The 13,766-nt window shown below is 68.1% G+C and carries 12 protein-coding genes and 1 riboswitch; of the genes, 9 read left to right on the plus strand and 3 right to left on the minus strand.

Annotated elements, in window-relative coordinates; genetic code table 11:
* Nucleotides 1-40 precede the first annotated feature (40 nt).
* From ABZX92_RS41970 to ABZX92_RS41980, 3 genes are read right to left on the minus strand one after another with little or no spacing between them, the layout of a single operon-like run.
* Nucleotides 41-754 (minus strand): ABC transporter permease, encoded by a 714-nt coding sequence (locus ABZX92_RS41970; RefSeq protein WP_355571098.1) that lies wholly within the window; start codon nucleotides 752-754, stop codon nucleotides 41-43.
* Nucleotides 744-1,676: an ATP-binding cassette domain-containing protein gene (locus tag ABZX92_RS41975; RefSeq protein ID WP_355571100.1), complete on the minus strand. Its 933-nt coding sequence runs from the start codon at nucleotides 1,674-1,676 to the stop codon at nucleotides 744-746. The genes ABZX92_RS41970 and ABZX92_RS41975 overlap by 11 nt, the downstream gene beginning before the upstream one ends.
* A gap of 58 nt (nucleotides 1,677-1,734) precedes the next feature.
* Entirely contained in the window at nucleotides 1,735-2,286 is a 552-nt protein-coding gene (locus tag ABZX92_RS41980) for a PadR family transcriptional regulator (RefSeq protein ID WP_355571102.1), read from the minus strand.
* A gap of 54 nt (nucleotides 2,287-2,340) precedes the next feature.
* On the opposite strand from ABZX92_RS41980, the gene metG reads away from it, so the two are divergent.
* The 9 genes from metG to ABZX92_RS42025 all read left to right on the plus strand — a co-directional run bounded on the left by metG (nucleotide 2,341) and on the right by ABZX92_RS42025 (nucleotide 13,687).
* Entirely contained in the window at nucleotides 2,341-4,134 is a 1,794-nt protein-coding gene (metG, locus tag ABZX92_RS41985) for a methionine--tRNA ligase (RefSeq protein ID WP_355571104.1), read from the plus strand.
* Between the two features lie 13 nt (nucleotides 4,135-4,147).
* Nucleotides 4,148-4,969 carry a TatD family hydrolase gene (locus ABZX92_RS41990; protein WP_355571106.1) on the plus strand — a complete coding sequence of 274 codons (822 nt, stop codon included), beginning with the start codon at nucleotides 4,148-4,150 and terminating at the stop codon, nucleotides 4,967-4,969.
* A 304-nt stretch (nucleotides 4,970-5,273) separates the two neighbouring features.
* Complete coding sequence (locus ABZX92_RS41995; RefSeq protein WP_355571108.1) at nucleotides 5,274-6,683, plus strand: transglycosylase family protein; 1,410 nt, start codon at nucleotides 5,274-5,276, stop codon at nucleotides 6,681-6,683.
* Nucleotides 6,684-6,928: 245 nt separating this feature from the next.
* A complete protein-coding gene (rsmA, locus tag ABZX92_RS42000; RefSeq protein ID WP_355571110.1) occupies nucleotides 6,929-7,777 on the plus strand; it encodes a 16S rRNA (adenine(1518)-N(6)/adenine(1519)-N(6))-dimethyltransferase RsmA in 849 nt (282 codons plus the stop codon).
* Nucleotides 7,778-7,865: 88 nt separating this feature from the next.
* Nucleotides 7,866-7,959, plus strand: a riboswitch (SAM riboswitch).
* A gap of 216 nt (nucleotides 7,960-8,175) precedes the next feature.
* Entirely contained in the window at nucleotides 8,176-9,174 is a 999-nt protein-coding gene (locus ABZX92_RS42005) for a methionine ABC transporter ATP-binding protein (protein ID WP_355571112.1), read from the plus strand.
* On the plus strand, nucleotides 9,171-9,854 hold the full coding sequence (locus ABZX92_RS42010; protein WP_355571114.1) for a methionine ABC transporter permease: 684 nt from the start codon (nucleotides 9,171-9,173) through the stop codon (nucleotides 9,852-9,854). The genes ABZX92_RS42005 and ABZX92_RS42010 overlap by 4 nt, the downstream gene beginning before the upstream one ends.
* Nucleotides 9,855-9,952: 98 nt before the next feature.
* Entirely contained in the window at nucleotides 9,953-10,744 is a 792-nt protein-coding gene (locus ABZX92_RS42015; protein ID WP_355571116.1) for a MetQ/NlpA family ABC transporter substrate-binding protein, read from the plus strand.
* A 54-nt stretch (nucleotides 10,745-10,798) separates the two neighbouring features.
* Complete coding sequence (locus ABZX92_RS42020; protein WP_355571118.1) at nucleotides 10,799-11,764, plus strand: 4-(cytidine 5'-diphospho)-2-C-methyl-D-erythritol kinase; 966 nt, start codon at nucleotides 10,799-10,801, stop codon at nucleotides 11,762-11,764.
* 150 nt (nucleotides 11,765-11,914) lie between these two features.
* The gene (locus ABZX92_RS42025; RefSeq protein ID WP_355571120.1) at nucleotides 11,915-13,687 is read left to right on the plus strand and encodes an ABC-F family ATP-binding cassette domain-containing protein; all 1,773 of its coding nucleotides are present in this window, start codon (nucleotides 11,915-11,917) and stop codon (nucleotides 13,685-13,687) included.
* The last annotated feature ends 79 nt before the right edge of the window (nucleotides 13,688-13,766 follow it).

Raw genomic sequence — 13,766 nt, forward strand, 5'->3', positions numbered from 1 at the left:
CCGCGTTCCCCTCAGGGAAACGCGGGGCCCCCGCGTGACCTCAAGCGGACTCGCGGTTGAAGGTGCGGACGCCGTAGAAGACGCCCACCAGCACCAACGCGGCCACCGAGACCAGGCCGAACAGGATCGAACCGGTGTTGAAGATCGACCGCTCGGCGTCGACGACGTGGGCCAACGGGTTGACCCGAGACAACCAGTAGAGCCACTTCGGCCCGTTGGACATCGGCAGCAGCACGCCCGAGAGCAGCATCAACGGCACGATGGTCGACGACAGCACAGACGCGAAGACGTACTCCAGCTTGACCTTCAACGCGATGGCGTACGACACGGACCCGATGGCGACGCCCAGCAACGCCACGAGTCCGAGCCCGAGCAGGATCTCCCCGGCGGACGCGCGGAAGCCGAACAGCATCGCGGCCAGCACGATCAGCAGGCCCTGCACGACGAGCAGCACCACGTCCTTGCCGACCCTGCCGACGAGCAGCGCGATCCGGCTGACCGGGGTGACCCGCAGCCGTTCCATCACACCGGCCCGCACCTCGGGCAGCAGCGAGAAGCCCGCGTAGGCCGTGCCGAACAACGCCATCTGCACCAGCAGCCCCGGCACGAACCACTGCCAGCCGGTGTCACCGAGCAGCGGTCCGAACAGGCCCAGGTAGAGCAGCGGCTGGGACAACCCGAAGATCACCGCGACCGGGTTGCGCACCACCGGCAGCATCACGCGGGCGAAGACGAGCCAGGTGTCACGCAACATTTGCTTCCTCCCTCAGAGAGCGGCCGGTCATGGTCAGGAACACGTCGTCCAAGGTCGGCCGGTGGACCTGGACGGAGTGCAGCTCGACACCGATGTTGTCGAGGTCGCGGAGGAGCCCCGGCAACGCGCGGTCGCCGTTCGGGATGCGGAAGCTGACCTTCTCGCCGTCCACGACGGCGTTCTCGAACTTGTCGGCGACCAGCGAGGCCTGCGGGCTGCCGAGCACGACGAGATCGCCGGAGACGCGGTTCTTCAGCTCGTCCGGTGAGCCCTCGCCGACGATCAGGCCGTGGTCGATCACCAGCAGCCGGTCGCTGAGGAAGTCGGCCTCGTCCAGGTAGTGCGTGGTCAGGAAGACCGTGACGCCGTCGGCCTTGAGCTGCTTGATGTGGTCCCACAGGTTGCGGCGGCTCTGCGGGTCGAGCGCGGTCGACGGTTCGTCCAGGAACAGCAACCGCGGGTCGTGCAGCATGCCCATCGCGATGTCGAGCCGGCGCTGCTGGCCGCCCGACAGCGTGATGACGCCGCGCTTCTCCAAGCCGGTCAGCTCGAAGCGTTCGAGCACCTCGGTGATCTTCCTGCGGGCGTCGTGCTTGCCCAGGCCGTAGAAGCGGGCCTGGAACTCCAGCTCGTCCGCCACGCGCTGGTCGGCGCTCGCGCTGTTCTTCTGCCCGACGTACCCGATCTTGCGGCGCACCCCGGCCGGATCGGTCAGCAGGTCGTGCCCGGCGATGATCGCCTCACCCGCCGTCGGCTCCAGCAGCGTCGTGAGCATGCGCAAAGTCGTGGACTTGCCTGCGCCGTTCGGGCCCAGGAACCCGACGAGCTCCCCCTCGGCAACGTCGATGTCGACCCCGCGCACTGCTTCCACCGGGCCGAGCTTCGTCGTGAACCGGCGCGCGAGGCCGCGTGCCTTGATCATCACTGATTCCCCTCTAGTCAACTTTGACTAGAGGCTAGCGGGAACTAATCAAGTTTGACTAGTCCTTGAGCGCGTACTCGCCCGCTTCCAGGCGTTCGATCAGCTCCCGCGTCCAGCGGACCTGGCCTTCGAGGTGGACGAGCCACAGCCGGAACAGCTCGCTGACGTGCTGCGGCTTGCCCATCTCCGGCATCGAGGTGATGCCGTGCCGGGTCGGCGCGAGCTGTCCTTCGAGCCCGGCCAGCCGGTTCTTGAGGAACACGATCGCCTGCTTGCGGGGAACGAGGTTGATCATCGCCACGCCCGCGGAGACCTCGTCGTTGCCGGCGGACGCGTCGGCCAGGGCGTGGTTCAGCAGGTCCTGCAGCTCGTGCTCGCCGGCCGCGGTGATCTTGTAGGTGGTGCGGGCAGGCCCTTCGCCGGACTCGACCCCGACCGGTTCCAGCAGGCCGTCCTTGGCCAGCGACTTCAGCGCGTGGTAGATCGAGCCGGGCTGCACGTTCGCCCACTGGTCTGCCGCCCACGACGTCAGCTCCCGGCGCACCTGGTAGCCGTGCGCCTCACCGACGAGCTTCACCACGCCGAGCACCAGCATCCTGGTCGCGGACAAACCGACCTCCCATGCAGTGAAAAGCGGCTGGCACCGCCTCCGTAGGCTATGTGCATGAGTGCCTCCGTACTGACCGCGGTGGCCTGGCCTTACGCCAATGGCCCCCGGCACATCGGTCATGTCTCCGGTTTCGGTGTCCCGTCCGACGTCTTCTCCCGCTACATGCGAATGTCCGGACACCGGGTGCTCATGGTCAGCGGCACGGACGAGCACGGCACACCGATCCAGGTGCAGGCCGAGAAGGAAGGGCTCACGGCTCGTGAGCTCGCCACCAAGTACAACCGTGTGATCGCGTCTGACCTGCAGGGCCTCGGCCTCTCCTACGACCTCTTCACCCGCACGACGACCGGCAACCACTTCCAGGTGGTGCAGGACCTGTTCTCCGCGCTGTGGAAGAACGGGTACGTCATTCCGAAGGTCGAGATGGGCGCGATCAGCCCGTCGACCGGCCGGACGCTGCCCGACCGCTTCATCGAGGGCACCTGCCCGATCTGCGGCTACGACGGCGCGCGTGGCGACCAGTGCGACAACTGCGGTAACCAGCTCGACCCGATCGACCTGAAGAACCCGCGCTCGCGGATCAACGGCGAGACGCCGAAGTTCATCGAGACCGAGCACCTGTTCCTGGACCTGCCGTCGTTCATCGAGTCGCTGGGCTCGTGGATGTCGACGCGCACGGACTGGCGCCCGAACGTGCTGAAGTTCTCCCAGAACCTGATCAAGGACCTGCGGCCGCGCGCGATCACCCGCGACCTCGACTGGGGTGTGCCGATCCCGCTCGACGGGTGGCGCGACCAGCCGATGAAGCGGTTCTACGTGTGGTTCGACGCGGTGATCGGCTACTTGTCGGCGTCCGTGGAGTGGGCCCGTCGTTCCGGCAACGACGACGCCTGGCAGGAGTTCTGGACGGGAGACGCCCAGAGCTACTACTTCATGGGCAAGGACAACATCGTCTTCCACTCGCTGATCTGGCCGTCGCTGCTGCTCGGGCAGAACGGCGCGGGCGACAAGGGCGGCGAGCCCGGCCGGTTCGGCACGCTGAACCTGCCGACCGAGGTCGTGTCGTCGGAGTACCTCACGATGAGCGGCTCGAAGTTCTCGACGTCGCGCGGCACCGTGATCTACGTCGGCGACTTCCTGAAGGAGTTCGGGCCGGACGCGCTGCGGTACTTCATCTCCGTGGCGGGCCCTGAGAACCAGGACACGGACTTCACCTGGGAGGAGTTCGTCCGCCGGACGAACTTCGAGCTGGCGAACGAGTGGGGCAACCTGGTCAACCGCTCGATCTCGATGGCGCACAAGAACGTCGGCGCGATCCCGAAGGCGACTGCGCTGACGGATGCAGACCACGAGCTGCTCCGCCAGTCGAAGGCGGCCTTCGACGTCGTGGGTGCGCACCTGCGCCGCTCGCGGTTCAAGCAGGCGTCCGGCGAGGCCATGCGGGTCATCTCGGCGGCGAACAAGTACCTGTCGGACCAGGAGCCGTGGAAGCTCAAGGACGACCCGGACCGCCGTGACTCGGTGCTGCACACGGCTCTTCAGGTCGTGCAGGACGCGAACACGCTGATGACGCCGTTCCTGCCGCACTCGGCGCAGAAGGTGCACGAGGCGCTGGGCGGCACGGGCGTGTGGGCGGCTCAGCCGGAGATGACCGAGGTCACCGACCTGGACGTGCCCGACCGCTCGTACCCGGTGCTGACCGGTGACTACGCCGGCGAGCAGGCTCGCTGGGAGTCGACGCCGCTCGAGGTTGGCCGGCCGCTGGAGAAGCCGTCGCCCCTCTTCGGGAAGCTCGACCCGAAGCTGGGCGAGACCGGGCCCGAGTTCGCGCCGATCGTCACCGACTAGTGCCCGAGAAGAAGTGACTGACAAGCGGGAACGACCGCCGGTGCCGGCAGCTCTGCCGGCACCGGTGATCGACGCTCACACGCATCTGGACGCGTGCGGAGCTGTGGACGCGGCCGGCGTGGCGGAGATTCTGGACCGGGCTGAGGCCGCCGGGGTCTCGCACGTGATCACCGTGGCGGACGATCTGGCCGCCGCGCAGTGGGCCGCCGAGGCGTCCACTTGGGACTCGCGGGTGTACGCGGCGGTGGCCGTGCACCCGACGCGCACCTCTTCCTTCGGTGACGCCGAGAAGTCCGAACTGGAGCGGCTCGCTGTTCTGCCGCGGGTGGTCGCGATCGGCGAAACCGGTCTGGACTACTACTGGGACTACTCGCCGCCGGCTGCCCAGCACGAGGCTTTCCGTTGGCACATCGACCTTTCCAAGCGCGTCGGGAAGCCGTTGATGATCCACGACCGGGACGCGCACGAGGACATCCTGAAGGTGCTGGAGTCCGAGGGCGCACCGTCCACTGTGGTCTTCCACTGCTTCTCCGGTGACGCGGACTTCGCCCGGCGGTGCGTCGACGCGGGGTACGTGCTGTCGTTCGCGGGGCCGGTGACGTTCAAGAACGCCCGTGCGCTGCGCGAGGCGGCTCAGCTGGTGCCCCAAGATCAGCTCTTGGTGGAGACGGACGCCCCGTTCCTGACGCCGCATCCGTTCAGGGGGCGGCCGAATGAACCATATTGTGTGAATTACACAGTTCGAGATTTGGCCACTCTCCGTGGCGAAGATCTTTCTGAACTCTGCTCCGCCGTCACCCGTAATGCTCAACGAGTGTTCGGACTTGGTCACTGAGATGCGATGTAAGACGAACGGAGCAAAGGGTTCCTACCCCCATGGGGTGACTGAGGTCACAACATCGGCGGGGGTGTTTGCGCAACGTCCGCGACCCCGTTACTGTCCCGTGACCGTGCCACCCGGACCGACCCAGTCGGTTGGGAGCACGCCCGCAGTCGGGGCGGGACCCATGCCAGAAGCGCGAAGAAGCGAGACCACGTAGGAGGAGTTGCCGGGAACCTTCGAGCTCAACCCTCGAATGATCTTTGCAGCGCCAACTGTGCGGTGGCCTCCAAGCTTCCGCAATGGAGGTATCGACCCAGTGTCTGGAAGCGACAGAACTGCCGCTCCGTACGACTTCAACGAGGACACCGACTGGTTCACGCCGGTCGGGAACACCGCAGTCGGTGTCATGGACCCTCACCCGAGCTTCCCCGCCGGTGCGCTGAGCATCTCGCCCGCGGACGTGCTCGAGGTGCTCGGCCCGGACGCCGACGAGCTCCTCGCCACGGCGAACGTCGACGTCGACGAGCTGATCCGGCTCATCAACGCCGAGACGACGATCATGCCGCCCCTCGTCCTCCCGTCGGAGGAAGACGAGAAGGGCGACCCGCAGGTCCTCGTCCAGACCGTGACGAACTGGAAGCGCCGCTTCCTCAAGGGCGCGGTCGCCGCGGTTCTCGTCTCCATCTCCGGTGGCGGTGTGACCGCCATGGCGATGGACAAGTCCCTCACGGTCGACGTGGACGGTGCACTGCAGACCGTCCACTCCTACGAGGGCACGGTCGGCGACGTCCTGGCGGAGGAAGGCATCGTCGTCGGTGAGCACGACGCCCTGTCCCCGTCGCTGAACGCCCCGATCTCCGACGGCGGCAAGATCACCCTCGACCGCGGCCGCATGGTCAAGATGAGCATCGACGGCCAGGCCAAGGAGGACTGGGTCCGCTCGGTCACCGTCGAGGAAGCCGCGAAGCAGATGGGCGTGCCCGTCGAGGGCGCCTGGTTCTCCGCTCCCGGCTCGCAGGACGTGCCCCTCGAGGGCATGAACATCGAGGTCAAGACCCGCAAGAACATCAAGCTCTTCGACGGCGCGAACCCGGTCCGCGAGATCCAGACCACCGCCGTCACTGTCGACGAGCTGCTGAAGAACGAGAACCTCTCGCTCGGCCCCGAGGACGCGGTCGCCTCCGGCACCGACGTGAAGCTCGCCACCGGCGCCGAGGTCTACATCTCCCGCACGGGCGTCACGGTCATCAACGTGAACGAGCCCGTCGCCCCGCCGGTCGAGAAGACCAACGACCCGAACATGAACGCGGGCGAGCAGAAGGTCACCGACCCCGGCGAGGCCGGCGAGCAGATCGCCACCTACCGCGTGACCGTGAAGAACGGCAAGGAGATCAGCCGCGAGAAGATCGGCGGCAAGGTCACCAAGGAGCCGAAGCCCAAGAAGGTCACCGTGGGCACCAAGCCGCTGCCCGACGGCGCGGTCTGGGACCGCCTCGCCGGCTGCGAGGCAGGCGGCAACTGGTTCATCAACACGGGCAACGGCTACTACGGCGGCCTGCAGTTCAACGCGGGCACCTGGGCCGCGAACGGCGGCACCGCCTACGCCGCCCTCCCGCACCAGGCCACCCGCGAACAGCAGATCGCCATCGCGACCAAGCTCCGCGACCGCGCGGGCGGCACCTACGGCGCATGGCCGGGCTGCCGCGCGAAGCTGGGCCTGCCGTAAACCGCTCCGCCCTGGTTTTGGCTTGATGAGGCCGCTCCTGGTTCGCCAGGGGCGGCCTTCTGCTTGGTCCAGACCAGGGGCTGAAATGCCCGCCCTGACCTGGCTAGCGTGACTCCCGAGCCTCAACGACACGCGCGGATCGCGTAGTCGATGCCCAAGGCGAACCAGTCCCGCTGGTGACGCCGACGCTGGAGGGCGGGAAGCGTGCGGCACCCGCCCTCCGGCGCACCAACCAGCCTGCGAGAATGCACGACGTGAGCCTGCTGGGACCCGCCGAAGTGAGACGTCTGGCCGAAGAGCTGGGCATCCGACCCACCAAGAAGCTGGGCCAGAACTTCGTGCACGACCCCAACACGGTCCGCAAGATCGTCGCCGCGGCCGGCCTCACCGAGGACGACGTCGTCCTGGAGGTGGGCCCGGGGCTGGGTTCCCTGACTCTCGCCCTGCTGCCCAGCGCCAAGCAGCTGGTGGCCGTCGAGATCGACCCGCCGCTCGCGAACCGCCTCCCGCGGACCGTCAGCGAGATGGACCCGGAGAACGCGGCCAAGCTGCACGTCGTCCTCAAGGACGCCATGAAGGTCACCCGGGAAGACCTGCCGGTCCAACCCACGGCGATCGTGGCCAACCTGCCCTACAACGTCGCCGTCCCGGTCGTCCTGCACCTGCTGCACGAGCTGCCGAGCCTCAAAAAGGGCCTCGTCATGGTCCAGGCCGAGGTCGCGGACCGGATGGCCGCGGAGCCCGGCAGCAAGATCTACGGCGTCCCCAGCGTGAAGATCGCCTGGTACGGCAAAGCCAAGAAAGCCGGCCCGGTCGGCAGGAACGTCTTCTGGCCCGCTCCCAACGTGGACTCGGGCCTGGTCTCGTTCCACCGCCACGAAAATCCGCTGTCCACAGTGGACCGCAAGAGGCTCTTCGGGATCGTCGACGCGGCCTTCGCGCAACGCCGCAAAACCCTCCGCGCCGCCCTCAAGGGGTGGGCGGCCACGAACGACGTCAACGTCGACGAGCTGCTCGAAAAGGCCGGCATCGACCCGCAGGCCAGGGGCGAGCAGCTGAGCGTGATCGACTTCATCCGGATCGCGGAGGTCTAGGCCGGGGATCCTTCGGCCAACAGTGTGATCTGTCGAACGAATCGGATTCTGGCTTGCGCAACCGAACGTCCGTCCGGTTGACTGCTAGATGCCATCCGGAGCGACTGAGAGACCTGGCTCTACGACGTCGCAGCAACCACCCGCTGGATGCGGGCAGGTGCTAACGCCAGGACCGATGGAGGATCACATGGGTACCACGCGAATGCTGACGCGCCGGCGAGTCGTCGACCAGTGCCGCCGCACCGCTTCTGCATGTCGTCGCCACCTCGTCTAAGGCGCCTTTTCAAAGTCCTTTGACGCGCACTCAGCCGAAGAGTGGCGCACACACCTGAGCAGAAACTCCGATCGCGCACAGCCCCAGAGGCGTGTGTGCCGTCGCGTGCAGCCGTGGAGCAGAAGTGATCACTGTCGAAAACCTCACCAAGTCCTTCCAGGGTGTCAACGCCCTCAACGGCGTGACCCTCGACGTCGAGGCGGGCACCGTGCTCGGCGTGGTCGGCCCGAGCGGGGCCGGCAAGTCGACGCTCGCCCGCTGCGTCGCGCTGCTGGAGCGCCCCGACTCGGGTGCGATCCGCGTCGACGGCACGGACATCACCGCGCTGGACGGGTCGGCTCTGCGGGCCGCCCGCAGGCAGATCGGCGTTGTGCCGCAAGGGGATTCGCTGCTCCGGCAGCGCACCGCCGCCGGCAACATCGCCCTGCCGCTCGAGTCCGCCGGCGTCCCCGGACCGCAGCGCCGCACCCGTGTGGGCGAGCTGCTCGACCTCGTCGGCCTGACCGACAAGGCCGCCTCCTACCCCGACCAGCTGTCCGGCGGGCAGCGCCAGCGCATCGCCGTGGCGCGCGCACTCGCCGCGAACCCGTCAGTTCTCCTCGCCGACGAGCCCACGTCAGCGTTGGACCCGGAGACCACCGGTTCCGTGCTGACCGTGCTCGACCGTGCGCGCGCTGAGCTGGGTGTGACCGTTCTCGTCGTCACGCACGACATGGGCGTGGTCCGGAAGATCTGCGATGACGTCGCCGTGCTGGAGCAGGGCCGCGTCGTCGAGCACGGCAAGGTGCTCGACCTGGTCAACGACGCCGGCAGCCGCACGAGCTCCGCGTTGCTGCCCGCCGTCGACCTGAACCCGATCAACGAGAGCGCCTACGACCGCGTGGCGGACGTCGTGCTCGTCGGGTTCGCCGCGGTCGGCGCCCTGCTGCCCGAGGCGGCGCACCGGTTCGGCGTCGAGTTGAACATCGTCGGTGGCGGCCTGACGCGCCTGGGCGAGACCCCGGTCGCGCGGTTCCGCCTCGGCCTGAACGGCGAGCGGTCCGACTCCGCGCTGGAGTGGATCGGCGAGGCCGGCGGCGCTGTGCAGAGGTCCCTGAAGGGGCCGCAGGGAGTAGCTGCGTGAGGTCTGCAACACCCTGGCCCGACGTGGTGAGCTACCTCGTCGAGGCCACCGGGGAGACGCTGTACATGGTCGGCGTCTCCACCGTGATCGCCACCGCTTTCGGAGTTCCCGTCGGGGTTTGGCTGCAGCTCACCGCCAAGGGCGGGCTGCGGCCGAACCCGGCGCTGCACCGCGTTCTCGGCTTCGTCACCGACCTGGGCCGCTCGATGCCGTTCATCGTGCTGCTCGTGGCGCTCACGTCGGTCACCCGCCTGATCGTCGGCGGATCCATCGGCAGCACGGCGGTCATCGTGCCGCTGGCCGTGGGTGCGATCCCGTTCGTCGGGCGGCTCGTGCAGAACATCCTGTCCGAGGTGCACGTGACCGTGGTCGAGGCCGCGGTCACGACCGGCGCCTCGACCCTGCGGATCGTGCGTTCGGTCCTCATCCGCGAGTCGCTGCCCGCGCTGATCAACGCGATCGGCGTGACCGTGATCGCCCTGATCGGGTACTCCGCGATGGCGGGCGTGATCGGTGGCGGTGGCCTCGGTGACCTGGCCATCCGCGAGGGCTACCAGCGCTTCAACGACCGGATCCTGTGGAGCACCGTGGCGTGGCTCGCCGTGCTCACGACGCTGATCCAGCTCGGCTTCACCCGTGCCGCCCGTGCGTCCGACCGGCGCCGGCACGCCTCAGTCTGACTTTTGAGTACGCGGGGTCCCCGCGTACCCCAGATGAGTACGCGGGGACCCCGCGTACTCAAAACCTAGTGCCGCTAGAAACTCTCAAAAGGAACGTCATGCGTATTAAGGCTGCCCTGGTCGCGGTCGCTTTGACTGCTTTGTCCGCTTGCTCGGCCGGTGGAGCGTCCTCTTCGGACACTCTCAAGGTCGGCGTCTCGCCCGTCCCGCACGCGCAGATCCTCAAGTTCGTGGCCGACAACCTCGCCAAGGACAAGGGGCTGAAGATCGAGGTCGTCGAGTTCACCGACTACGTGCAGCCGAACACGGCGCTCGTCGACGGCTCGCTCGACGCCAACTACTTCCAGACCGTCCCGTACCTGGCGACGTTCACGAAGGAGAGCGGCGCCAAGGTCGAGTGGGTCGCGCCCGTCCACGTCGAGCCGCTGGGGCTGTACTCCAAGAAGGCCAAGAAGCTCGACGAGCTGCCCTCCGGTGCCAAGATCGCCGTGGCCAACGACGCGACGAACGAGTCGCGCGGCCTGAAGCTGCTGGAGGCCAACGGCCTGATCAAGCTCAAGGCCGTGGACCAGCCGACCGTGCGCGACGTGGCGGAGAACCCCAAGAACCTGCAGTTCGTGCCGCTGGAGGCCGCTCAGCTGCCCCGTTCGCTGGAGGACACGGACGCGTCGGTGATCAACGGCAACTACGCGATCGACGCGGGCCTCAAGCCGTCCACCGACGCGCTCGCGCTGGAGAAGGCCGAGGGCAACCCGAACGCCAACGGCCTGGTGACCAGGTCCGAGCTGAAGGACGACAAGCGCATCCGCGAGCTGGCGGAGCTGCTCGGATCGCAGCAGGTCAAGGACTACATCAAGCAGACCTACAACGGATCGGTGATCCCGGTTTGAGATTCGCGGTGACCGGGGGAGGAGTCCGCGACCCCAGAACGCCCGTAGGCTGACATGGTGCTCGCAGTCGTTCCACCCCCGGTCACGGTCCGCGTCCCGGCCAAGGTCAACCTGCACCTGGCCGTCGGTGACGTGCGCCCGGACGGCTACCACGACCTGGTGACCATCTTCCAGGCGCTCTCGCTGGTCGACGAGGTCACCGTCGCGGTGGCGGACGAACCCGGCGTCGAGTGCCACGGCGAAGGCGCAGACCAGGTGCCCACGGGTGCCTCGAACCTCGCGTGGCGCGCGGTTCGCCTGCTGGCGACGCACGTCGGCAAGGACCCGGACGACCCGAAGGTCCGCGTCGTCATCCGCAAGGCCATCCCGGTCGCGGGCGGCATGGCGGGCGGCAGTGCGGACGCGGCGGCGACGCTGGTCGGCCTGTCGTCGTTGTGGCGCCTGGAGATCAGCCGCGACGAGCTGGCCGAACTGGCCGGAAAGCTCGGTGCGGACGTGCCTTTCGCGTTGTACGGAGGCACCGCGCTCGGCACCGGGCGCGGTGAGCGCATCGTGCCGGTGCTGGCGCGCCACCAGTTCCACTGGGTGCTCGCGTTCGACCGGCGCGGACTGTCCACTCCGGACGTGTTCGACGAGCTGGACCGCTTGCGCGTGGAGGGTGATCCGCCCCGTGTCGGTGAGGTCGAGGCGGTGCTGGAGGGGCTGTCCTCCGGAGACCCGCGCCAGCTCGCCCTGCTGCTGGGCAACGACCTGCAGGCCGCCGCGGTCTCGCTGCGCCCGAACCTGCGCCGTACTTTGCGGGCCGGGGTCGACGCGGGTGCGCTGGCCGGCATCGTGTCCGGTTCCGGCCCCACGACGGCGTTCCTGTGCGAGGACAGCGACACGGCTGTGCGCGTGGCGGCCGAACTGGCCGGTGCGGGTGTGTGCCGGACTGTTCGCGTGGCGCACGGGCCGGTGCCCGGCGCTCGCGTGATCACCACGGAGGAGCCGAAACCGACTCCGCCCGAGGTGCACGCCTAGTTCGTGGCACTTTCCGCATGCTGGAAGTAACGCGGGGGCCCCGCGTACCCCACGGGGTTGCGCGGGGCCCCCGCGTTACTGCAGAAGCAGGGCCTTTGGACTTGGTAGGTAGCCTTCATCGGGCAGTTTCTTCTAAGTCGTGAGGTTTTGATGGCCAACCTGGTCAACCTGGAGTCCGTGTCGAAGTCGTTCGGCGTCCGGCCGCTGCTCGACGGCGTGTCGCTCGGCGTCAACGAGGGCGACCGGATCGGCGTCGTCGGCCTGAACGGCGGCGGCAAGACGACGCTGCTCGAGGTGCTGGCCGGGGTGGAACCGTCCGACAACGGCCGGGTGTCGCGGTCGCGCGACCTGCGGATGGCCGTCGTGACGCAGCGGACCGAACTGCCCGACGGCTCGACCGTGCGCAACGCGGTGATCGACCCGCTCGGGTTCGACGCGGAGCACGAGTGGGCGTCGGACGCCCGCGTGCGGTCCATTTTGGACGGACTGGGGATCACCGCGCTGGGACTGGACTCCGTGGTCTCCACGATGTCCGGTGGCGAGCGGCGCCGGGTGGTGCTGGCCGCCGCGTTGATCCAGGATCTCGAACTGCTGGTGCTGGACGAGCCGACGAACCACCTCGACGTCGAAGGTGTGCGGTGGCTCGCGGAACACCTGCTGGCCCGCAAGTGCGCGCTCGTGGTCGTGACGCACGACAGGTGGTTCCTCGACACGGTCTGCAACCGCACGTGGGAAGTGCAGCAGGGCAAGGTCGAGCAGTACGAGGGCGGTTACGCCGACTGGATCTACGCGCGTGCCGAGCGGACTCGCCTGGCCGACGTGCTGGAGGAGAAGCGGCAGAACCTGGCGCGCAAGGAGCTCGCGTGGCTGCGTCGCGGCGCGCCTGCCCGCACGTCCAAGCCGCGCTACCGGATCGAGGCCGCCGAGGCGTTGATCGCGGACGTGCCGCCGGTGCGGGACAACGTCGAGCTGCTCGCGTTCGCCAAGAAGCGCCTGGGCCGCACGGTGATCGAGCTGGAGGACGTGACACTGTCCATTCCGGACCGGGTGCTCGTGCGCGACCTGACGTGGCGCATCGGGCCGGGCGAGCGGATCGGTCTGGTCGGGGTCAACGGTTCCGGCAAGACGACGTTGCTGCGGTTGCTGGCGGGCGAGCGCGAACCCGAGACCGGCAAGCGGATCCAGGGCTCGACGGTGAAGATCGCGCACCTCTCGCAGGAGCTGCTCGACCTCGACGGGTCGATGCGCGTGCTGGAGGCGATCGAGGAGGTCGCGCGGCGCGTCGTGCTCGGCAAGTACGAGATGTCGGCGTCGCAGCTGGGCGAGCGGTTCGGGTTCTCGTCGCAGAAGCAGTGGACGCCGGTGTCGGACCTGTCCGGTGGCGAGCGGCGGCGGTTGCAGCTGTGCCGGCTGCTGATGGCCGAGCCGAACGTGCTGCTGCTCGACGAGCCGACGAACGACCTGGACATCGACACGTTGCAGCAGCTGGAAGATCTGCTCGACTCGTGGCCCGGCACGCTCGTCGTGATCTCGCACGACCGGTATCTCGTCGAGCGCGTGTGCGACAAGGTCGTGGCGTTGTTCGGCGATGGCGGGCTGACCGACCTGCCCGGCGGGATCGAGGAGTACCTGAAGCGCCGCGACTCGTTGCGCGACAGGGAGAACGCCGCTGCCTCCCCGGCCTCGGACAAGGCGCCCTCGAACGCCGCCGACCAGCGTGCCGCCCGCAAGGAGCTGGCACGGCTGGAGCGGCGTCTCGAGGTGCTGCACAAGAAGGAAGCCGAGCTGCACGCCGCGTTGGCCGAGGCCGCGACCGATCCGGACCGGCTGCTGAAGCTCGACGCCGAGCTCCGCGCCGTGCTGGCTGAGGAGTCCGACGTGGAAGCTCAGTGGATGGTCGCAGCCGAAGTCGTCGAGGGCTGATGGCGTGTGCAAGTACTACCAACTGCGAGTTGGGAGTAAATGCACACCCCGGAACAACAACATGGCAAAGCCAAGTTAA

The sequence above is a fragment of the Lentzea sp. NPDC006480 genome (assembly GCF_040611995.1).
Lineage (GTDB): Bacteria > Actinomycetota > Actinomycetes > Mycobacteriales > Pseudonocardiaceae > Lentzea.

Bases quoted from the DNA above. Each gene is read 5' to 3' on its own strand.
- ABZX92_RS41970 (WP_355571098.1), bottom strand. From the start codon at position 754: ATGTTGCGTGACACCTGGCTCGTCTTCGCCCGCGTGATGCTGCCGGTG.
- ABZX92_RS41975 (WP_355571100.1), bottom strand. From the start codon at position 1,676: ATGATCAAGGCACGCGGCCTCGCGCGCCGGTTCACGACGAAGCTCGGC.
- metG (WP_355571104.1), top strand. From the start codon at position 2,341: ATGAGTGCCTCCGTACTGACCGCGGTGGCCTGGCCTTACGCCAATGGC.
- rsmA (WP_355571110.1), top strand. From the start codon at position 6,929: ATGCACGACGTGAGCCTGCTGGGACCCGCCGAAGTGAGACGTCTGGCC.
- ABZX92_RS42015 (WP_355571116.1), top strand. From the start codon at position 9,953: ATGCGTATTAAGGCTGCCCTGGTCGCGGTCGCTTTGACTGCTTTGTCC.
- ABZX92_RS42020 (WP_355571118.1), top strand. From the start codon at position 10,799: ATGGTGCTCGCAGTCGTTCCACCCCCGGTCACGGTCCGCGTCCCGGCC.
- ABZX92_RS42025 (WP_355571120.1), top strand. From the start codon at position 11,915: ATGGCCAACCTGGTCAACCTGGAGTCCGTGTCGAAGTCGTTCGGCGTC.